This window comes from Micromonospora sp. NPDC050695, from assembly GCF_040654415.1.
In the GTDB taxonomy this organism is placed as follows: domain Bacteria; phylum Actinomycetota; class Actinomycetes; order Mycobacteriales; family Micromonosporaceae; genus Micromonospora.
The window spans coordinates 170,789-190,482 of record NZ_JBFAHZ010000008.1 but is presented as its reverse complement, the minus strand read 5'-3'; the positions used below and the strand labels follow the sequence as shown (position 1 = coordinate 190,482).

Genomic DNA, 19,694 nt, shown 5'->3' with positions numbered 1-19,694 from the left:
GTGTCGTGGTCGTGTCGACACGCCTCGCGCCGCCGGGAGGGGGCGGGATGCGTTGACACGTTGACAATCGGCCGACCCGGCCACGTTTCCGCAGGTGAGAGCCGGTGTCGGGGTGTCAACGCCCCCCGTTGACAAGCGTTGACACCCGTTGACACCGGGTCGGCCGGCGGCGGGTTGTCAACGCCTGTCAACGGCTGTCAACGCGACCCGTTGACACCCTCACGAGTGGTCTGAGCTGCGGAAACGTCGGCATCGGGGGCGGTTGTCAACGTGTCAACGCTTCCGGGGTCCTCTGCCACGGCGCGGGGGTGCAGCTCGTACCGGCCATCCGCACCCGAGCGGACCCAGCCGAGGGCGGTCAGTTCGGCGAGCACCGTCGACACTTCGTCGGACTTCGACAGCCGGCGGATGACGCGTCGGTGCAGTTCCCGGCGGGTGAAGGTGGCCATGCCCTTGCTGGTAAGCACGCCGAGCACGTACCGGGCGTTCTCCATCGCGGCGTCACTGCCGATCGTGGTGAGCGCTGCCCGGTAGTGCGCCGCGAAGAACTCCGCCAGCCTCACCGCGTCGGCCATCCGGTCGGCGTCGATGGGGCGTCGCCACGCGTCGGCGGGGTGGTGGGCGACGTGCAGCAGCCCAGCCAGGCGCAGCGTTGCGCCGGAAAGCTTGTTGCCCCATTCCCGCATGTCGTGCAAGGTGCCGCCGGGGCGTAGCTGCGCTTCCACCTCCTGAGCAGCGGCCAGCCGCACCCGCCCCGCCTCGGGGGTGAGGGTGACCACGGCGGGGTCTTCCCACTCGGCGAGGGTCGCGGCCAGGTCGTGCACCCGGCTCCGGTAGCCGGCCGTCACCGCCTCGGGCACCGGCTCCGTGTCGACCAGCCGATACCCGGCGAGGGATCGGGGCAGGGCGAACAGAAACCGGGCCGGCAGCCCTCGGCCGGCGAGGTCGGCGTTCCCGCCGAATTTCCGCAGCACGGTCGGTTGCGCCATGACGCACACGGTCAGCGCGGGTTTGTCGACCGAGGCTCCCTCGCGGGTTTGCCGTTCGTTGCTCATCGGCTGTCCCGCGTGGCCTTTCAGGTAGGGGTCAAGGTTCGGGGCACCGGAGTACCGGCCGGCGAGGGTATCGAAAATCCCGCCTTCATCGGAGATGATCGCCATGCGTCCGCCGTTGGCGGCCATCAGGCCAATGAGGGCTTCCGGGGTGGCGTCGTCCACGATCAGGCGGGGCAGGCCGGGAACGGTGATCGCCTCGGCCGCGATGGCGGCGGCTACCGCCTCGGCGGCGGCCTCGCCCCGCTTGCCCGGGTCGCTGGCCTTCGCGGCTTGGGTCTTGGCTTGTTCGGCGTGCCGGTCGGCGATGTCGCGCAGCGCTGCCGCCTCGGCGATTCTCGGTCGCATCGCCTCACCGAGGGTGGATTGAGCGGTGAACAGCGGCAGCGTCATCGCCCGGTGCACAGGGCTCTTGCGTTCGCCGGGGCCGGCGATGACGGCGGCGAACACGTTCACTGGCTCGCGCCACCCGCCGACCGGCTCCACCTCTAGGCGGCCACCCGCACATGCGGAGAGCACGGCTACGGCGAGGGTGCCTGCCATCGCCGGGTCGGTCTGGGTGAACCGGGCGACGCCGGTCACCATGTCGCCGAGCCAGGCGGGGAACACGTCGACCGGGAACGGCGGCGGCGCGGTGCTCGGCCCGGTCAAGGGCACTGGAACATCCCACAGCGGCCCGCCCGTGGCCGGCTCGCCGGTGGCGTCGGGGTGGTCGGTGACCAGGTGTAGCCGTGCTGGTGTCATGGGGTCACCTGCTTTCGTGGTGGTCGAGGACGATGCGGCCGATGTGCTCGGCGACTTGGGGGACGACGGCGTTGCCGAGGGCGCGCAGTCGGTCCACCCGGTCGGGAACCCCATGAGCCACTCGACCCACGTCGGGTTCAGTGGTCCACCAGCGCGCTCGCTCAGCGGCCGTTCTGGCCGGTCCCAGCCCGCTCCACGGCTGGCGTCGCGGGCCGTGGGAGTCGGCCAGAGCCGGACGGCTGCGAGCAGGTTCGGTCCTCCGCCGCCGGCTGCTATCCGGCCGTAGCTCGCTCCCGCTATCGAATCCGCCGCCTTCGGAGTCGGCCAGCACGGCGAGGACGAAGATGCGTTGACGCCGGTGAGGTGCCCCCACCTCGCCAGCCGAGACAATGCCGGGGGTGGCGGCGTATCCGAGGCATTCGAGGTCTCGGAGCACGAAACGAAGTCCCCGGGTGCGGTGTCCCATGACGTTTTCGCCGATGACGTATCGGGGACGCAGGGCGTGAATAACGCGGGCCATCTCGGGCCAGAGCCACCGGTGGTCGTCGGTGCCGCGCCGGGGTCCGGCCAGGGATTCGGGTTGGCAGGGGTAGCCGCCGGCGACGACATCGACGCGCGGGCGAGGCTGTGAGCGCCACCAGGTGAGGGCACTGCGTACGTCGTCATGTGCGGGAACCTCCGGCCAGTGCTTGTGCAGGACGGCGCGGCAAAACGGGTTGATTTCGACGTGACCGACGATCCGCATTCCGGCCCGCTGCAACCCCAGCGACAGCCCGCCGATACCGGCGAACAGCTCCAACACGTTTAGCGGCCCCGGGCTCATGCGGCCACCTGCCGGGGTCGCTTGCTGCCGGCGGCCAGCCCGGATCGGATGGTGCGTGCCGTCTCGACGTGGCCCAGCCCGGCCCGCGCTGCGGCTTGTTCCAGCACGCTTTCGGCGTTCTCGGCGGTGAGCGACCCACCGGCGGTGAGTTGCCCGAGCGCCACGGCAGCGATGTAGAGCGCCCGGTTGCGCTCCCCTGCCGACGCGGTGGTTACCCGGTCGGCTTCCCGGGTGATCGCGGCCCGGACGTACGCGCCGCTGCGATCGGTTGGCAGCGATACCACCACCGGCCGCTGCGGCGGAAGCGGCGCCGGAATCAACCGGCCGACCAGCCACCCGGGCAGCGGCGCGGGGTCGGTATCCAGGTCGACCCGGTAGGGCCGTCCGGCCACGGTGCTGCCGGCCGCGACCACGTAACCGCCGTGAGCGCGGGTGTCGACCAGCGGCCCGAGAGTGCCGGCCGTGTTGCGCAGCGGCGGCCCGTCGTCGGGGTGGCGGTAGTAGAGGTGAGTGCCGCCCCGCCCGGTGGTCACCGTGTACGTCGGGTCGATGCCGGCAGCGTGTGCGGCGGCCAGCTCGGCGAGGGTGTCCAGCCCGGTCGGGCCGGTGATGTCGTCCTTCGGGGTGTCGAGGTCGACCACCACGAGGTGGGACGGTCCGCAGGCGAGGCCGATGCCGTACGGGCGTGCCGTCCACGCTCGGCGGATGCGGTCCGCGTCGGTGGTGGCGCGGGCCTCCCACCCGAGGTGGTGCCCGGCGGTGCGGCAGCGCGGGTCGCGGCCGGTGCAGTCGTCGCCAGCGTGGTCGGGGAATGCGGGTCGCTTGTCGTCGGGGCGTAGTGGGAAGACGTGCCAGCCGCGTTCGGCGTGCGCGAGCGCGGCGGTGAGCAGTGGGTTGTCGGGCATGGTGCGGGTCCTCTCCGGTGGTGCGGGTGAGGTGGTGAGGTGAGCGGGTTGCGGCCGGTGGTGTTGGCGTTCGTGTCGGCCTTGGGCGCAGGCGGCGCAGTCGCGGCGTCGTAGCAGGACGGGCCGGCCGCTGCGCGCGTTGTCGGCGGCGAGCAGTCGGCCGCAGATGTGCGGGTATGCCTCGGCGTCGGTCACCGGCCGACCGAGCACCGCGCTCGCGACCAGCCACCGGGCGGACACTGCTTCACCGCCTCGGCCGGGGCCGGGCGGTGATCGCGGCGCGGGTCACGGCCTGGCGTAGGTCGCCGAGCAGCCCGACCAGTTGCCGGCGGGCGGCCAGCTCGCCCGGTGCGAGCGCGACCCGGACGCGTACCTCGGCGTGCTCGCGGCCGGTCGCGGTGCGCACCCTGACCAGGACGGCGCGGGAGCGGCCGGCGACGTCGACCACGATCTCCTCCGACCGGTGCTCGCCGAGGTTGCAGCGGTGATCCATCCCGCACCACTCGGTGTGCCCGGCGGCGCGGCGGTTCATCGGGGCGTGCCCTTGTCGTGGAGCTCGCGCAGGTAGTTGATGACGACGCGGCCGGCGCGCAGGTGTTCCCCGTTGCCGTTGCAGCGGCGGCAGGTGCGTCCGACGCGCAGGATCAGGGAGCGGCGTCGGCCGATGCCGTGGCAGCGTCGGCAGCGCCGGAACGGCCTGATCATGCACACGGCGAGGTAACCGAGTGTGACGGCGAGGGCGGTCAGGGTCAGTACGCCGATCGGTCCCGCCGACGCGGTAGCGGTAGAGGCGAGCGATGTCATGAAGGTGCCTCCAGGGCCGGTTTTCGGGCGTGGAAGGCCGCTGGCCCTACCCTCTACCTGGGAAGGTGTGGGCTGGCCAGGGCGGTAGGGGCTGAGGTAGGGGCGGCCCTACCGGGTAGAGGTGCCGCCCCTACCGTTCAGGCGGTGCGCCGTCGGTTGATCGCGAGGTCCAAATCGGTCAGACGGCAGCCGTTCCGGTTCACGCCGCGAACCTTGACGCCTACGCTCGGTACATTGAGCGCACGTAGTTGCGCGGAGATTGCGTCCGGGCTGATGTCGGCGTAGTGCTCCGGCATCCGGGCGGCCAGCCGGTCGGCGACGTGCTCCCAGTGAAGGCCGGGCTCCTTCGACTCGAACACGCCCCGCACGTCGGCGAGCACGTCGCGGATCTCCCGGGCGACGTTCTCCCCGGCCGCCATCCCGGACAGCGTGCCGGCCGCCTCGCGCAGCTTCCGCGCGGCGAACAGGATCTTCTCCGCGTCGTCGGCGTCGGCGAGGTACGTCCGCACGGTCGGGGTGGCATCGGATGCGCCGCGCAGGATGCCGACGCCCTTGTAGGACGGCAGCAGCGTGGACGAGTCGTAGCCTTCGGAGTTCGCTCCCGCCCCCAGCACCAGGTCGGAGACGTTCCACGAGCCGGTGCGCAGGGAGAACCTGACCTGGTGGTTGTCGCGGAAGCTGATGAACTGCGTAGCTACCTGACCACCGCCGACCCCGGAGGGGCGTTGGGTGGCGTCGACGAACATCACCCCGGCGGCCGGGGCGACCTTGACCAGGTAGACCAGCAGCGACGCGATTTCCTTGCTGATGTCGCCGAGGTCGAAGTACTCCTGAAACTCGTCCAGGAACACCGCCCGCACCGGCATCCCGTACTTCGGGTCGCGGGCGATCTCACGGGTCAGCTTGCCTTCCGGGCAGACGTCCACGGGCAGCTTCGACAGCCGCTCGTAGCGGTCCTGCACGTCGGCCTTGATCTCGCGCAGCGCTTCCAGCACGATCTCGGCCGGGTCACCATCGCGGGTCATCGCCAGACCGAACGCGTACCGGTCGGCGACCAACGCGAATTTGCGCCAGTCGGGCTTACCGCCGCCGTCGAGAACGGTCAGCTTCACGTACGGGTCCAAAGCGGCGTACAGGGCCAGCGAGCGAGCGGCGAACGTCTTGCCCTGCCTCGGTTGCGCGCCGATCAGGATGCTGTTCCACATCAGGTCAACGGCGACCTTGTTGCCGCGCTCGTCCAGCCCGAACGGGGCCGGCTGCCAGATGTCGGTCGGCTTGCAGCGCAGCAGCGGCGTCCGGCCCGCGCCCTGGGCGAGCGGGTCACGGTCGGCGACCCACAGTGTGTGTCGGCGGTGCGACGACGGGTCGCGGGTGATGAACACCTGAGACACGGCCACGTCCAACCCCGAGGCGATCGAACCGCGGGCTTTCACCGCGTCGTCGAACGTCTTGCCGTACGGCAGGTCGATCGACACCTGCGAGCCGGTGCCGGAGGGGTCACGGGCCATCGTGGAGCCGAACTCCACCCGCTGGTGCGCCTTGTCGGGGTTGCCGAGGCCGGCGGCGTAGTAGGCGCGCAGGATGATGTCCGGGTTGACCCGCCGAAACCTGCCCGCGACGGTCGCCGGGGTGATGATCGGCCGGTCATCCGGCCGCCCGACGTGGGCGAGGTAGGCCACGGCCAGGCCGGCACCTGCGGTCAGTGCCCACCACGGCGCGGTTGCCCACGCGATCGGCGTGGCCACCGCCAGCGTGAGCGCCTCGGCGAGCAGGACGACGCCCCGCCAGGCGCGGGTGGCCTTGACCTCCCGGTGCAGCTTGTGCCACATCGCCGGGTCGTTCGCGTCGGCGGCGGCCTGCCGCAGCCCGGTCTGCTCAGCGACCCACCACCACCGCAGTTGCCGCCCGGTCAGGCGGAACGCCCCCACGGTGGCCCAGAAAGCGGCCTGCGTGGAGTACCAGGGGGCGCGTACCGCGTGGAAGCCGGCCCGGTAGCCGGCCAGCTTGGCCGCCTCCGTCGCGCTGTGCTTGATGTTCTGCCACCCCGACCAGTTCGCCGGGATAATCGGCCGGCGACCTCCCGCAGCGCCCGGCGGCGGATCGACCAGCATTCCGGCCGGCTGCGGCGTCTCATCGAGGGGCATGTCGAAGTGGGTGTCACCGGCCGGGCGGGGCCGGGGTGCCCGGCGGGCGCGGGCGTCGTCCAGGTCGAGCACCTCCGCCTCCGGGCCGGTGGCGGTCGGGTTGGTCAGGTCCTGCTCGGCGGCGTGCCAGTCGAAACGGTCGCCGTCGTGTGGGGACGTCATGATGGGGGTTCCTCCAACGGTCGGGAGATCGGTAGGGGGCCGGCGGCGCGGCGCGGGTTGGTAGCCAGGTGGCCGCGCCGCCGGGCGGGTCAGGGGCGCGGGGGGCGGGTCGCGATGGCGGTCACCGCGAAGGCGACCGTGCCGACCGTGTGCAGCACGCGGCTCGTGGTGTTGTCGGCGGTGAACATGAGCACGAGGTTGGCCAGGGCCAGCGCGTTGAACAGGTGCCAGATACGCATCGGGCGGGGTGTCCTTTCGGGGGTGAGGTGCGGTTAGCGGCTGGTGGTGGTGGGCGGGCAGTCGTCGCAGGTCGTGGGTCGCTTGGCGTTGCCCCACAACGTGGCGAAGTGCTTCCCGCAGGGCAGCAGGACGGTTCGGGAGTGCGCGGCAGCCGGGCGGCGGGGGATCATGGGTGTTCTCTCCCTGATGTCTGCAAGACGGATGGGGCAGAGGACCGGCGGCACGGCATCGGTTTCCAGGCCAGGGGCCGTGCCGCCGGGCGGGGCTACTCGGTGTCGGTCAGGTCTGCGATGGCGGCAGAGAAGTGGTCCTGCACGAGGGTGATCACCAGGGCGGACGCGAACGCCAGGCCGGGAATGAGCAGGTGAAGTAGCACCTGCATGCCCTGCTCGGGCAAGCCGCCCGGGTACGCCTCGGTGAGTGCCGGCATGACGTTCATCGCGGCAGTGCTGGCCAGCAGCCCATACTCAACCCTGCGGACGGTGCGCTCGTGAACGCTGCGGCCGACGGCCGAGAGCTGCCCTCGGGCAATGAGCAGGCCAACGAGCAGAATCGAGAAGGCCGGGTCGACCAGCCACGCGACCAGCCACGTCGGGGACCACGGCTCGGCGTGTCCGGCGGCGAACCGCTGAACGTTGACCATCGTGAACGCGAGCGCGAACAGCAGCGCCGACCACGCCATCGCGGTCCAGCGTGCCCGCTGGCGCATCAACCGGACCGCCTGCACGTCCGGGTCCATCAGCAGTCGACGCAACTGCCGAGCCTCCGCAGCTTTCGCGGTCCACTCCTGAACTCGGCGGGTCCGCCCCTGCATCAGCGCGTCTCGCGCCGCCTGCATCCGCTCGGCCCGACGTTCCCCCCGGCTCAGCCGGCGAGCCGGCGCGGGCGGGGCGGGCGTGTCCGGGCGACTGACCGGCGCGACCTGCACGATCGGCTCGGGCGGCGCGATCTCCGGCGCGGGCGTCAGGTCCGGCACGACCGACGGCGCGGGCTCGGGCACGACCGGCGCGGATGCCGGGTCCGGGGTGGCCGCTTCGGTGGTGCCGACCAGCGGCGCGGCGGGCATGGTCTTGAGCAGCGCGAGCAGTTCACCAGCCTTCGGCGCACCGATGCGGAACTCCCGCATGAGCCGGTTGCGCGACGGGAACACCTCTCCGTCCGGCAGGTCCAACACGCGGGCGGCGGGCAACAGGTCTTCGATCGGTTGCGGGTAGCGGGTGCCGTTGATGGTGGGGGCAGTCACGGCGAAACCTCCTGGGTGTGAGCGGGGGCGTAGATGAGTGCGAACAGGGCTTGCTGCAACGCGGCGAGGTCAGCGCCGCAGCCGTCGTACGGCTCTGCGATCGGCGGGTAACCGTGCTCGGCAAGCACCCGGGCCACGTCGAGGATCAGGCCGAATGTGAAGCGCGGGTCATCGGTCGGGCGGGAGATCGGGTAACGGCGATTCACGCGGCTACCTCCTGTGGGTAAGCGCAGGTCAGGCACTCGCCAAGCGAGCGCGGAATGAAGTACGGCCGCACCTGGCGGCAGGTGCGGCAGGTCCGGCGGGCGGTCAGTGCCTTGTCGATGGCGGCGCGCTGCGCGGGGGTCGCGGTGCGCTTCGGCGCGGCGAGGTCGACCCGGTACAGGTACGCGGTCCGGGTGCCGCCGATCCCTTGCCAGAGCACCTGAGCGGCGACGGGTTGACCACCGGGGCGCAGGCCGGCGGTGGTCAGTTGTCGGCGGGTGGCGTAGCCGGGCGGGGCACCTTTCCACCAGTAGGTGGGGATGCCGTACCGCGCCCCGTCCGGATCGTGAAAGGCGGCGCGGATGCGGGACATCAGGCCGCGCGGCGCGGGTCGGTGCGGGCGGTCGTCTCGGCGGCGGCGCGGGTGACGCGGGACTCGGCCCGGCGCAACCTGCGCCAGTCCAGCGGCGACGGGCCGCCGTGGTCCTCGGCGTAGATCAGCGTGATCTCGGCGTCCAAGACGTCCAGCTCGGCCTCGATCAGCGGCCACTCCGCGTCGATCGCGGCGAGGTCGGCGGCGGTCGGTTCGTCGGTGACGGGGGCAAGGTGCGTGCGCACGGGGGAACCTCCGGTGAGTTGATGAAGTGGGGGAACACCCGGGGTGCGACCAGATCGGCCGCACCCCGGGGTGAACAGAAATCAAGAGGCAGGAGTCCATGCCGCGCGCCAGATCCGGCCCGCTCGCCCCGCTCGCCCGGGAAGACACCGGGGTCGGCCACCGTGTGGCTCAAGGCGGGGATGCCGCAGACGAATCCACGCGGCGCTCCTGCTATTCGGTTCTCAACGAACTAGTGCGCGGAGGCTCGTGGGCGCGCAGCTCCGTGAGGGCTGCCTTCCCCGACTGCCTGCCGGCTTGTCGTACCTGGCTAGTCAGGTCCGACGTGATGACCGTAGGGCGGCCTGGCTAGTCAGGTCAAGGGGGCGCGGCGAACTTTCCCAACTTGGCTAGTCAGAGCTACCGTGGGCGGGTGAGCGAGAACCTTGACTTTCTCGGTGAGCTAGATCCCGACGACCCGAAACAGGCCTCGCAGCAGATCGCAAACAAGCTGCGGGCGGCCATCCTCACGCGCCGTCTCGCCCCCGGCGACAAGCTGCCATCACAACCGGAACTAGCCGCGCGTTACGGCGTAGCGCGGGAAACAGTCAAGCGAGCCTTGGACCTGCTCCGCGCAGAGCGGCTGATCGTGTCCCGGCAGGGCAGCGGGGCGTTCGTCCGAGCCCAGACTCAGCGGGCCGTTGAACTGCGTCCGCACATCGAAGCGTCCTTTGAGCGGCCCCACGTCAGCATCGATTTCGCCGGGTTCTCCGGCGAGACGCTGCGTGATGCGCTCGCCGAGGCGCTCGACAAGGTGCGTGTTGGACGGCTCGCACCGGAGACGATCGCCGTGCGGGTCCTGATCTCGGACATGACCGTGCCGATGGCGCTGCCGGCGCGGGCTGAGACGCAGGCCGACGACCCGGCGGTGCGTGAGCGCGCCGAGCGGATCACACGCCGGGCAGCAGACGGCATCATTGATCAGGTCAGCGAGCTGGGCGACCTCGGACTCATCCGGTCGACCACCGTTGAGGTGCGGATGCATCGAGCATCCCCGCTGTTCAAGCTCTACATCCTCAACGGCGAAGAGGTCTTCTACGGCTTCTATCCGGTCGTTGAGCGCACCGTCTCGATCAAGGGTGAGCCGATGGCGATCTACGACCTCATGGGTAAGGACGTGCCGCTGTTCCATTACGCGGTGACCGACGACGACACCTCGCATGGCACGCAGTTCGTGGAGGCATCCCGCCAGTGGTTCGACTCTGTGTGGTCGACCATCGCCTACCGGTACGACGGATGATCGCCGATCTCGGCAGGCTGCTCGGCGAGGCCGGCGCGGTGCTGCTCGACTTCGACGGGCCGGTGTGCAGCATCTTCGCTGGCTATCCCGCTCCGCAGGTCGCGGCTGAACTGGTCGAGGTGCTGCGGCGGCATGGTGTCGATGTACCGCCTGACCTCGCCAGCGAGCCGGACCCGCTGGAAGTGCTGCGCCGCACTGGCGTGGCCGGTGACCACGGCATCACGCGGGCGGTAGAGGATGCGCTCTGCGCGGCCGAGCGGCGGGCCGTCGAGACTGCCGAGCCAACGCCATACGGCCGGGAAGTCATCGTGGCGGCGCGGCAGGCCGGGGTGCCAGTGGCGGCGGTCAGCAACAACTCGGCCGGCGCGGTGACCGCCTACCTCGCAGCGCACCGGCTCGCCGGGCACGTCTCTCCGGTGGTCGGCCGGGCGTACGCCGAGCCCGACCGCATGAAACCCAACCCGGAACCGATCCTGCAAGCTGTGCGTGCCCTCGGCGTGCCACCGGCCCGGTGCGTGCTGATTGGCGACTCGCTCTCGGACATTGAGGGAGCGCGGGCCGCCGGGGTCGCGGTGGTCGGCTATGCGAATCGACCGGCGAAGGTCGACGCGTTCCGGCTTGGCGGGGCGAATGTGGTGGTCACCAGCATGAGCGAGATAGCCGGCGCTCTAATCGACCGCACGGGAGGCTGAAAGTAGGAGGCGGCGTCGTGTCCGCGTCGTCACGCTCGGCCTGAACGGCGTTTGTGCTGGTCAACGGTCTGTCCGTGGCGCTCTGTAAATCCGTCGCGAAAGCTTCGAAGGTTCGAATCCTTCACCCGCCACCAGGTGCAGACACGGCCCCCGACCAGCAGAGATGCTGGTCGGGGGCCGTTGTCGTCGCCGGTACGAAGGAAGACCGGAGCATCCAACGTCAGGGCAAGACGACAGCCGCCGGAGCTGCCGGGCAGCCCTTCCAGGTCGTCCACCAGTGCCGCTCTGCCTGCGGTGACGGGCTTGGTCATCACGCCATCATTCTGCCGGCGTGGGCGCCGCAGCTTCGTGATGCCGGGGCCGTGCTGGCGGCGGTGCTGCCGCCGCGGCCCGGTGCACGATGGCAGACCAGTCCCGGGACTGGCGCGGCAGCCGGATCGCTACCTCAGCTTCCTAGACCACCCGTCGCACATCACATGGCGGAGCTGCGTCGCACATCAGTTGTCGGATCACAGTCGTGTAGGGCTGTATGTCACACAGCTTGTCGCGCGCTTATCAAGCGCACCTATGGAGTGCCCGATCATGACGCCGCAGCCTCTGAGGGTGCCTCTCGTACTGCGGAATTTAGCGCCTCTCCGCTAACCCGCCCCGGGCCCCTGTCCTCGGCCCGCCGTCCTGCTCGGCGTCTACGCCGACTGCGTCGGCGGCGGAAACGACACCATGAACGACGAGATCGGCGACGCACTCGGATGACTCTGGGTATTGCGGCCAGCTACCACGATGAGTGGATGACGTGGGAATGGCTTGGGCCGGTGACCACGGCCGTGGTGGGGGTGGCAGGCGTGGCGGGAACGGTCTTGACTGCTCACCTAGGCGGGCGCCATCAGCTTGATGCAGTGCGGATACAGGGGGCCATCAGTGTCGCCGTCGCCCTAGCGGCCGAGAAGCGCCTGGTCTACGCGAGATTCCTTCAACTCGCCCGTGCGGCGTTCGGAGAGGCGAGGTCGCTGGTAGATGGGGGTGCCGCGGAGCTGATGGATGAAGCGTCTTTACCCCCCTTGCCAGCCGGTTCGAGGATCAGATACACAGGGCGCTACAGGATGGGCACTCCGTTCGCTGCTGCGATGATCGAGCTGGATAAGTGCTACGACGAAGTGATGATCGTCGGCGGGGATGAGATCGGGAGCCACGCGACAGCCGTAATTTCGGCTCTAAGCGGCCATGTCTCCGGCATGCAGACCGTCTGGGACGTGAATCGTGTCCTCGGCGATGCAGCCACAGCGATGCACGCAGACGCAACCAGAGCGAGCGCCTGAACCCGTCAGACCCGGTGGGCAGTAGCCCTGTAGATCGGTCGCGAGAGCTACAGAGGTTCGAATCCTCTACCCGCCACCAGGTGCAGACGCGGCCCCTGACCAGCAGAGATGCTGATCGGGGGCCGTTGTCGTTCGTCTGACCGAGTCCCACTGCGTCCAGCGATGAACCCGCAGCGAACCCGGTAAGCCGGACTCGGGGTGAAATCGCGCTTCGGTCCAGCGGTCGCCGTCGCTGCGAGACTGAGCGCGTGCCAGCCGCGCCGGCGCGCAGGTCGACCCGATTCGGCAGGTGCAGGACATGTCCGACGACATCGAAATTCGCCCCTTCCAGCTGGACACGCCGGAAGAAGTGATCACTGACCTGCGTCGCCGGGTTGCGGGCACGCGCTGGCCCACCCGTGAGCTGGCCGCCGATCGTTCCCGGGGCGTGCAGTTGGCGACGATCCAGGAGGTGGCCCGTTACTGGGCGACGGAGCATGACTGGCGCACGCTCGAGGCGAAGCTGAACGCCCTGCCGCAGTACACGACCGTCATCGACGGCGTCGAGATCCATTTCATCCACGTGCGGTCGCAGCATGAGACCGCCCTTCCGCTGATCATGACGCACGGTTGGCCGGGCTCGGTCGTCGAGCTGCTCGGGGTCGTCGGCCCGCTCACCGACCCGACCGCGCACGGCGGCTCACCCGAGGATGCGTTCCACCTGGTGCTGCCGTCCCTGCCTGGCTACGGCTTTTCGGGCGAGCCGGCCGAGCCCGGTTGGGACTCGAACCGCATGGCGCGCGCCTGGGCGGTGCTGATGGACCGTCTCGGCTACCCGCGGTACGTCGCGCGGGGGGGCGACGTGGGCGCGGCCGTGACCGACGCGATGGGCCGGCAGGGGCCTGATGGGCTGCTCGGCATCCACGTGAACCTGTTGGCCGGGGCGATCGGTATCAAGGACCAGTTGCCGGCGAAGTCCGAACAGGAGCGAGCGGCGCACGACGCTCTCAACCTGTTCACGACGGACGGCTTCGGCTACCTCCCGGAGCAGTCCACCCGACCGCAGACGATCGGCTACTCGGTGGCGACCGCCCCGTCGGCCACGACGTCGTCGTGTCGGCGCCCGCGGCCTGCCGGGGCCGGACCTCGCCAAGGGTCGACCCGGTACGGCGGCGATCCACCGTGCATTGATGATTGTGGTTTACTGCCTGAGGCGTCACAATCTGCTGCAGGCGAGCCACGCATGGTCGCCGGTCTCGGTCTCGGTCCCGGGGAGGCGGAGCGCCGTCCGGCTGATCTCGAGGTGGCACAGCGAGATTCCAGGTCCGGTAGGGGCGCTAAGCGGCTTAGGGGTTGATAGCGGAGCTTGTCGTTTGTTTGGCGGCAGCGATCGGTCGGACGGTAAGAGGATCTGGCCAGACGTGGTGAGTGGGCAGGCCGACCGGCTCGTAAGTTCCCGGTCCGCCGGCCGGGTGGGTCGTGGAACTTTCCCCCTCTGCCACCGCTGTGGCACCATCGGGGAACGCAGTTTTCTGACACCCCTGATGGTAGGAGTTCCCGATGTCTGGTCTAACGCGTGGCCGGCTGCTCGGTCTGATCATGGCGACCATGGGTCTGGTAGTAGTCGTCGGTGGCGTTGTCGTCGTCGGTGGCGGCGATTTCCAGACCGCAGGGGTTGAATGGGGCGCACCGGCCAGCCAGAGTGGGGCAGGAGTCGTTGCCCACGGGCGTTGATGCCAACGTGCACCAGCGCCACCGATGAGGGGACACAGGAGTGCCGGCCAACAACGTCCCCCGTCGATCGACGGACCGTGCGTGGCTGATCACCGGGCCCCTGGCCGTTCTGGCCATCCTCATCACCACGTTTCTGGCCGTCACTGAGACCATCGAACCCCGCGACCTGCTGGTCGCGGGGTTGCTCGTGCTTGTCATGGTGGTGGCGGGCGTACCCACGCTGAGTTTCGTCGTCCGGCGCCAGGCCGTCGTGGTCACCCTCACCGAGATACCGCTGGTGCTGGGGCTGTACTGGCTGTCACCGGTGCTCGTGGTCCTGATGGCGACCATCGCCGCGGTCGTCACACAGGCCCATCGCCGCTATCCGCCGCCGAAGTTCTGGTTCAACGTCGCTCGGGACGCCGCCGGCGTGTCGGTGGCGGGCCTGGTCGTGGTGACCGCCAGACCGTTCGACGGGGTGGGACCGGCCACCTGGGGATTGCTGTTCCTCGCGGTCAGCGCCAACACCCTGATCAGTCTGGCGTCGGTCGTCGGTGTCATCACGCTGCTGCAGGGGTGGCAGGGGCTGCGCGGTGCGACGGCGATGGCCGTGCAGGTCTTCCTCACCACCGCGCTCAACGTGGCGGTGGGTCTCCTCATTCTGATCGCGTTGGTGACGACTCTGTGGTCGGCCCTGCTCCTGGTGGCCATCACCGTCGCCGGCGTCATGCTCTACCGCGCGTACTCCCGGTTCCTTCGTCAGCACCGGACGCTGGGGGACATGTACGAGCTGACCAGGGCGATGACCGGCTCGGGCCCCGGCGACGCCCTCGCGGATGTGCTGCTGGACCGCATCCGCACCCTGATGCAGGCCGAGTACGCGACTCTCTGGCTGCCGGCGCAGGGCCGGCATCCTGAAGTGCTGCTGACCGCGCGGCTGGATGACCGGGGTCTGCTCGACGTGGCGCCCACCTCGTCGGTGATTCGTGAACGGGCTTTCAAGGAGGGGCAGAACGTCACTCTCGGGCGACTGCTCGGCGGGGACGCGGAGGTCCGGCATGCGATGGACGGCCGTCAGGTGAAGGACGTCATCGTCGTTCCGCTGCGGTCGGGGCAGGTCGTGATCGGCACGTTGGAGGTGGTCAACCGGCTCAGCGACGTCGGCCACTTCACCCGGGCCGACGTGCCTGTGCTCGAGACCGTGGCCGCGCACGCGGCCGTCGCCCTGGAGAATTCCCGGCTGGTCGACCGGCTGCGGCACGACGCGTACCACGACACCCTGACGCGGTTGCCCAACCGGCGGCGGATCACCGGGGCGCTCGACGAGTCGGTCAAGATCGGGGCGCCCGACGAGGTGGTGGCGTTGCTGCTGTTCGACGTCGACGGGCTGCGCCAGGTCAACGAGTCCCTCGGCCACGCGGCGGGCGACAAGGTCCTCGTCGAGGTCGCCAACCGGTTGCGGGCCAGCGCGCCGTCGTCGGCCCTGGTCGGCCGCGTCGGCGGGGACGAGTTCCTGGTGACGTTGCGGCTGGAGAGCGCCGCCGCGGCGTTGGAGTTGGCGGGCCAGTTGCGTGACCAGATCCGCGACGAGATGGTCTTCGACGCGCTCACCCTCGACGTCAACACCGCCGTCGGGGTGGCCGTACACCCGGATCACGGCAGCGACGCGGCGACCCTGCTGCTACGGGTGGACCTGGCAGCCACGGCGGCCAAGTCGGTGCCGGGCAGCGTGCAGCTGTTCAACCCCGCCCTGGAGTCCCGGTCGCTGCGCCGGTTGGGTCTCGCCGGCGACCTGCGCCAGGCCCTCGACCAGGACGAGCTGGAGGTCTACTTCCAGCCGAAGGTGACGTTGCGGGACCGCCGCCTGGTCGGCGTGGAGTGTCTGGCCCGGTGGGAGCATCCGACGCACGGCACCGTCGCTCCGGAGGACTTCGTCGCGGTGGCCGAGCACACCGGGCAGTTGAGTCGGCTCACCGAGGTGGTGCTGCGTGAGGGGCTGCGTCGCAGCCGGGACTGGGCCGAGGCCAACCAGCCGCTGCCCATCGCGGTCAACCTGGCCGCCCGGACGCTCACCGACCAGCACTTCCCGGATCGGGTGCAGGAGTTGCTGACCGAGTACGGGGTGCCGGCGCAGCGCCTCACCCTGGAGATCACCGAAGCGGGGGTGCTGGACGGCACGGACCGGCCCATCCCGACCCTGCAACGGTTGCGCGACCTCGGCGTACGACTGTCGGTGGACGACTTCGGCACCGGGGACTCGTCCCTGGCGCACCTGCGCCGGCTGCCGGTGCACGAGGTGAAGGTGGACCGTTCGTTCGTGCAGGGCATGGCTACCGATCCGGGCGACCTGGCGATCGTCAACGCGGTGGTGACGCTCTCTCAGCAGTTCGGCCTGGCCGTGGTCGCCGAGGGCGTGGAGAGCGAACTGACCCTGGAGCTTCTTCAGGACATCGGCTGCGAGATCGGGCAGGGCTTCCTGTTCAGTCGACCGCTGCCGTACGAGCGGCTGGCCGCCTGGTTCGGTGCCCAGGTGGACCCGGAGACGATCTCCGGCCCGGAGCTTCCGCGCCTGCGTGTCGTGCCCTGAGCTGGGCGTAGACGATCACTGGGGATCCGATTTCACCTGCCGAGCCGGGCCGTGTATTCTGACTTCTGCGCGCCCCACGGGGAGATCGCGCAGGCCCCCTTAGCTCAGTCGGCAGAGCGTCTCCATGGTAAGGAGAAGGTCTACGGTTCGATTCCGTAAGGGGGCTCGAGGGTTCAGCTGGACCCACCGCGGCGGTGTAGCTCAGATGGTAGAGCAAGCGGCTCATAATCGCTGTGTCGCCGGTTCAAGTCCGGCCACCGCTACTCTCGTCTTCCGAGCTCGTTCTCGGTGGTCGTGGGGATGGGCGCCACTGGCGCCCACTTTGCATGTCCGCGCCGTCAGCGACTAGGCTGGCGCGTCGTAGTTCGTTTCCGTTAGCGAGGAAGGCACTCCGCCGTGGCGAAGGCTACCGATGTCCGGCCGAAGATCACTTTGGCGTGTGTGGAGTGCAAGGAGCGCAACTACATCACGCGCAAGAACCGGCGCAACGACCCCGACCGCATCGAGCTGAAGAAGTTCTGCCCGCGTGACGGTCGGCACACGGCCCACCGCGAGACCCGCTGACTCGTGGCCGGCCCTGCGCCGGCCATGGTTCTGACTCTTTCCCGATCGCCGATCTGACCGGTTTGGCGCGGCTTCGCCGCCGCCTACCGATCAGGTCGGCGATTGTGCTTTCCGTGTAGGTTCGCGGCATGCCTCTGGACCCTTCCTTCGTCGGCCGGACGTATCCGCCGACCGCCCCCTACCAGGTGGGCCGAGAAAAGATCCGTGAGTTCGCGGCCGCCATCGGTGCCACCGACGCGGCTCACCACGACCCGGAGGCCGCCCAGGCGCTCGGCCACCCGGACGTGGTGGCGCCGCCGACCTTTCCGGTGATCGTGACGATGGCGGCGAGCCGTCAGATCATCGAGGATCCGGCCCTGGGCGTCGACTACAGCCGGCTGGTGCACGGCGACCAGCGGTTCGCGTACACCCGGCCGGTGGTCGCCGGCGACGAGCTGGTCTGCACCAACACCATCGAGGACGTCAGCACCCGGGGCGGGCACGGCTTCCTGACCACGCGCACCGACGTGAGCACCGTCGCCGGGGAACCGGTGGTCGCCGTGTGGGCCAGGTACGTCATTCGTGGTGAGGCCTGAGATGGAGGGGAGGCCGGAGATGGAACTGCCAGCCAAGACGTTCCAGGTGACCCGTGCGGACCTGGTCCGCTACGCCGGTGCGTCGGGTGACTTCAACCCGATCCACTGGAGCGACCGGGTCGCCACGAAGGTGGGGCTGCCCGGGGTGATCGCCCACGGCATGTTCACCATGGCTCTGGTCGGCCGGGCGGTCGCCGAGTGGGCCGGTGCGCCCGACGCGGTGGTCGAGTACGGCGTCCGCTTCACCCGCCCGGTGGCGGTCCCGGACGACGACCAGGGGACCGAGATCGAGGTCACCGCGAAGGTCCGGGACGTCACCGAGGACGGCCTCACCCGGCTCGACGTGACGGCCACCTGTCTGGGCGAGAAGGTGCTCGCACAGGCCCGGGCGACCATCCGGACCGCACGCTGATCCGGGCCCGCCACGCGTGGTGGGGAGACCGGTTGGGAAAGTCGGGCGGCTACCCGTACACTGGTCCGCCGTGGGGCAAGTGACCCCTGCTCGGTCGTCTGTGACCGCGTGGGGCGAATGTTGCCGCACAGGGGTGTAGCTCAATTGGCAGAGCAGCGGTCTCCAAAACCGCAGGCTGCAGGTTCAAGTCCTGTCACCCCTGCGCCTCAGGCCTGACCGTTCCCGTGGGTCGCGCCGCCGTCATGGCGGCGTCCGGCCCGTGGTGGTGGTATCAGCGGGGTGGTCCGAGGCATTCGGGCCCCCGGTTGATCCACCGGCCGCGGCCCGTCGCGGGACGGTTGGGCCCGGCCGGCGTGACCAGCGCCGCGCACGCCACCCGGCGTGTGACCCGAGATTCCGCGACGGAGGGCGAAGTGGCCGACAACAAGCGGCGCGGCGAGGACGCCGGCGACGATCGTCTGGACGACGATGTCGTCGACGAGGTAGCCGACGACGACGCCACCAGCGCGGACGAGCCGGTCTCCCGGGGAGGCACCGCGACGCGGTCGCGTGCCCGCGCGGAGTCGGCGGACAGCCGGCCGACCACCCGGTCGGAGACCGGTCGGGTGGGCGTCTTCGGCCGCGTCGCCCGGTTTTTCCGCGAGGTCGTGGCCGAGCTGCGTAAGGTCATCTGGCCGACCCGCAAGGAGTTGCTGACCTACACCGCCGTGGTGGTGACGTTCGTCGCGGTGATGCTGACGATCGTCGGTGTGCTGGACTACGGCTTCGCCAAGGTCGTGCTGTTTGTCTTCGGCAACTCGAGCTGACCGGCTGGCCTCCAGCCGATAGTGACGGAAGTGAGCGAGCGTGCCTGAGTACGACGAGACCGCCGGACCGGTGGACGAGCAGTCCACCGTCGCGACGGCGGCTGGTGACGAGTCGGTCGAGGCCGCCAGCGAGCCGGAGTTCCCAACGACCGAGCCCGAGCCGGACGAGGAGTACGACCCGGTCGCCGAGCTTAGGCAGAAGCTGCGCTACGCGCCGGGCGACTGGTACGTGGTGCACTCGTACGCCGGCTACGAGAACAAGGTCAAGACCAACCTCGAGACCCGGATCACGAGCCTCGACATGGAGGACTTCATCTACCAGGTCGAGGTGCCGACCCGGGAAGAGGTCGAGGTCAAGAACGGTAAGCGTTCGCAGATCCAGGCCAAGGTCTTCCCCGGTTACATCCTGGTCCGGATGGAGCTGACCGCCGAGTCCTACTCGTGTGTCCGTAACACCCCGGGTGTGACCGGCTTCGTCGGCGCGACCGACCGGGCCGACCGGCCCGCGCCGCTCTCCCTCGACGAGGTGTTGAAGTGGCTGGCGCCGGCCGTCGAGACCGAGCAGAAGAAGGCGAAGCCGGAGATCAAGGTTCTCGACTTCGAGGTGGGTGACTCCGTCACCGTCACCGACGGCGCGTTCGCGTCGCTGCCGGCCACGATCAGCGAGATCAACGCCGACCAGCAGAAGCTCAAGGTGCTGGTGTCGATCTTTGGCCGGGAGACCCCGGTGGAGCTCAACTTCAACCAGGTCGCCAAGATCTGACCGGTCGTGGGGGGGGGGGGGGGGCGCCCCCCGCCCGCGGCGGGGGCCCGCGCCCAGCCCCGCGGCGGGCG

Annotated in this window: 23 protein-coding genes and 3 tRNA genes; 13 read left to right on the top strand and 13 right to left on the bottom strand. The window is 69.9% G+C overall.

Annotated features, from left to right (window positions below; translation table 11 throughout):
- Positions 1 to 197 precede the first annotated feature (197 nt).
- The 12 genes from AB0H52_RS08955 to AB0H52_RS08900 form a co-directional block, all read right to left on the bottom strand.
- The gene (locus tag AB0H52_RS08955) at positions 198 to 1,796 is read right to left on the bottom strand and encodes a YfjI family protein (RefSeq protein ID WP_357946200.1); all 1,599 of its coding nucleotides are present in this window, start codon (positions 1,794 to 1,796) and stop codon (positions 198 to 200) included.
- Positions 1,797 to 1,800: 4 nt separating this feature from the next.
- Positions 1,801 to 2,619 carry a DNA cytosine methyltransferase gene (locus tag AB0H52_RS08950; RefSeq protein ID WP_357946197.1) on the bottom strand — a complete coding sequence of 273 codons (819 nt, stop codon included), beginning with the start codon at positions 2,617 to 2,619 and terminating at the stop codon, positions 1,801 to 1,803.
- Complete coding sequence (locus tag AB0H52_RS08945) at positions 2,616 to 3,764, bottom strand: bifunctional DNA primase/polymerase (protein ID WP_357946194.1); 1,149 nt, start codon at positions 3,762 to 3,764, stop codon at positions 2,616 to 2,618. Before AB0H52_RS08945 ends, AB0H52_RS08950 begins: the two co-directional genes overlap by 4 nt.
- A gap of 4 nt (positions 3,765 to 3,768) precedes the next feature.
- Entirely contained in the window at positions 3,769 to 4,056 is a 288-nt protein-coding gene (locus AB0H52_RS08940) for a hypothetical protein (protein WP_357946191.1), read from the bottom strand.
- Positions 4,053 to 4,328, bottom strand: a complete 276-nt coding sequence (locus tag AB0H52_RS08935) for a hypothetical protein (protein ID WP_357946188.1) — start codon at positions 4,326 to 4,328, stop codon at positions 4,053 to 4,055. Before AB0H52_RS08935 ends, AB0H52_RS08940 begins: the two co-directional genes overlap by 4 nt.
- A gap of 137 nt (positions 4,329 to 4,465) precedes the next feature.
- Entirely contained in the window at positions 4,466 to 6,634 is a 2,169-nt protein-coding gene (locus tag AB0H52_RS08930) for a cell division protein FtsK (RefSeq protein ID WP_357946185.1), read from the bottom strand.
- A gap of 89 nt (positions 6,635 to 6,723) precedes the next feature.
- Positions 6,724 to 6,873 carry a hypothetical protein gene (locus AB0H52_RS08925; protein ID WP_357946182.1) on the bottom strand — a complete coding sequence of 50 codons (150 nt, stop codon included), beginning with the start codon at positions 6,871 to 6,873 and terminating at the stop codon, positions 6,724 to 6,726.
- Positions 6,874 to 6,906: 33 nt separating this feature from the next.
- On the bottom strand, positions 6,907 to 7,044 hold the full coding sequence (locus tag AB0H52_RS08920) for a hypothetical protein (RefSeq protein WP_357946179.1): 138 nt from the start codon (positions 7,042 to 7,044) through the stop codon (positions 6,907 to 6,909).
- A 95-nt stretch (positions 7,045 to 7,139) separates the two neighbouring features.
- Positions 7,140 to 8,117: a hypothetical protein gene (locus AB0H52_RS08915; protein WP_357946176.1), complete on the bottom strand. Its 978-nt coding sequence runs from the start codon at positions 8,115 to 8,117 to the stop codon at positions 7,140 to 7,142.
- A complete protein-coding gene (locus AB0H52_RS08910; protein WP_357946173.1) occupies positions 8,114 to 8,323 on the bottom strand; it encodes a hypothetical protein in 210 nt (69 codons plus the stop codon). The genes AB0H52_RS08915 and AB0H52_RS08910 overlap by 4 nt, the downstream gene beginning before the upstream one ends.
- On the bottom strand, positions 8,320 to 8,694 hold the full coding sequence (locus AB0H52_RS08905; protein ID WP_357946170.1) for an RRQRL motif-containing zinc-binding protein: 375 nt from the start codon (positions 8,692 to 8,694) through the stop codon (positions 8,320 to 8,322). Before AB0H52_RS08905 ends, AB0H52_RS08910 begins: the two co-directional genes overlap by 4 nt.
- A complete protein-coding gene (locus AB0H52_RS08900) occupies positions 8,694 to 8,939 on the bottom strand; it encodes a DUF6284 family protein (RefSeq protein WP_357946167.1) in 246 nt (81 codons plus the stop codon). The genes AB0H52_RS08905 and AB0H52_RS08900 overlap by 1 nt, the downstream gene beginning before the upstream one ends.
- A gap of 410 nt (positions 8,940 to 9,349) precedes the next feature.
- Between AB0H52_RS08900 and AB0H52_RS08895 the strand changes: the two genes are divergently transcribed.
- The gene (locus AB0H52_RS08895) at positions 9,350 to 10,216 is read left to right on the top strand and encodes a GntR family transcriptional regulator (RefSeq protein ID WP_357946164.1); all 867 of its coding nucleotides are present in this window, start codon (positions 9,350 to 9,352) and stop codon (positions 10,214 to 10,216) included.
- Positions 10,213 to 10,908: an HAD family phosphatase gene (locus tag AB0H52_RS08890; RefSeq protein ID WP_357946161.1), complete on the top strand. Its 696-nt coding sequence runs from the start codon at positions 10,213 to 10,215 to the stop codon at positions 10,906 to 10,908. Before AB0H52_RS08895 ends, AB0H52_RS08890 begins: the two co-directional genes overlap by 4 nt.
- 29 nt (positions 10,909 to 10,937) lie before the next feature.
- Here the strand turns inward: AB0H52_RS08890 and AB0H52_RS08885 are convergent, their stop codons facing one another.
- The gene (locus tag AB0H52_RS08885) at positions 10,938 to 11,219 is read right to left on the bottom strand and encodes a hypothetical protein (RefSeq protein ID WP_357946158.1); all 282 of its coding nucleotides are present in this window, start codon (positions 11,217 to 11,219) and stop codon (positions 10,938 to 10,940) included.
- A 477-nt stretch (positions 11,220 to 11,696) separates the two neighbouring features.
- On the opposite strand from AB0H52_RS08885, the gene AB0H52_RS08880 reads away from it, so the two are divergent.
- The 11 genes from AB0H52_RS08880 (at position 11,697) to nusG (ending at position 19,623) form a co-directional block, all read left to right on the top strand.
- Positions 11,697 to 12,224 carry a hypothetical protein gene (locus AB0H52_RS08880; protein WP_151488750.1) on the top strand — a complete coding sequence of 176 codons (528 nt, stop codon included), beginning with the start codon at positions 11,697 to 11,699 and terminating at the stop codon, positions 12,222 to 12,224.
- A gap of 298 nt (positions 12,225 to 12,522) precedes the next feature.
- On the top strand, positions 12,523 to 13,560 hold the full coding sequence (locus tag AB0H52_RS08875) for an epoxide hydrolase family protein (protein WP_357946155.1): 1,038 nt from the start codon (positions 12,523 to 12,525) through the stop codon (positions 13,558 to 13,560).
- Between the two features lie 417 nt (positions 13,561 to 13,977).
- Complete coding sequence (locus AB0H52_RS08870) at positions 13,978 to 16,503, top strand: bifunctional diguanylate cyclase/phosphodiesterase (RefSeq protein WP_151488752.1); 2,526 nt, start codon at positions 13,978 to 13,980, stop codon at positions 16,501 to 16,503.
- Positions 16,504 to 16,596: 93 nt separating this feature from the next.
- A tRNA-Thr gene (locus AB0H52_RS08865) sits at positions 16,597 to 16,669 on the top strand.
- 24 nt (positions 16,670 to 16,693) lie between these two features.
- Positions 16,694 to 16,766, top strand: a tRNA-Met gene (locus AB0H52_RS08860).
- 133 nt (positions 16,767 to 16,899) lie between these two features.
- Positions 16,900 to 17,067 carry a 50S ribosomal protein L33 gene (gene rpmG / locus AB0H52_RS08855; protein ID WP_092378713.1) on the top strand — a complete coding sequence of 56 codons (168 nt, stop codon included), beginning with the start codon at positions 16,900 to 16,902 and terminating at the stop codon, positions 17,065 to 17,067.
- A 128-nt stretch (positions 17,068 to 17,195) separates the two neighbouring features.
- Positions 17,196 to 17,642: a MaoC family dehydratase N-terminal domain-containing protein gene (locus AB0H52_RS08850; protein WP_357946150.1), complete on the top strand. Its 447-nt coding sequence runs from the start codon at positions 17,196 to 17,198 to the stop codon at positions 17,640 to 17,642.
- Between the two features lie 19 nt (positions 17,643 to 17,661).
- On the top strand, positions 17,662 to 18,054 hold the full coding sequence (locus tag AB0H52_RS08845; protein ID WP_357946147.1) for a MaoC family dehydratase: 393 nt from the start codon (positions 17,662 to 17,664) through the stop codon (positions 18,052 to 18,054).
- Between the two features lie 129 nt (positions 18,055 to 18,183).
- A tRNA-Trp gene (locus tag AB0H52_RS08840) sits at positions 18,184 to 18,256 on the top strand.
- A 211-nt stretch (positions 18,257 to 18,467) separates the two neighbouring features.
- The gene (gene secE, locus AB0H52_RS08835) at positions 18,468 to 18,860 is read left to right on the top strand and encodes a preprotein translocase subunit SecE (RefSeq protein WP_151488755.1); all 393 of its coding nucleotides are present in this window, start codon (positions 18,468 to 18,470) and stop codon (positions 18,858 to 18,860) included.
- 40 nt (positions 18,861 to 18,900) lie between these two features.
- Positions 18,901 to 19,623, top strand: coding sequence for a transcription termination/antitermination protein NusG (gene nusG, locus AB0H52_RS08830; protein WP_139582412.1), 723 nt, complete (start codon positions 18,901 to 18,903; stop codon positions 19,621 to 19,623).
- The last annotated feature ends 71 nt before the right edge of the window (positions 19,624 to 19,694 follow it).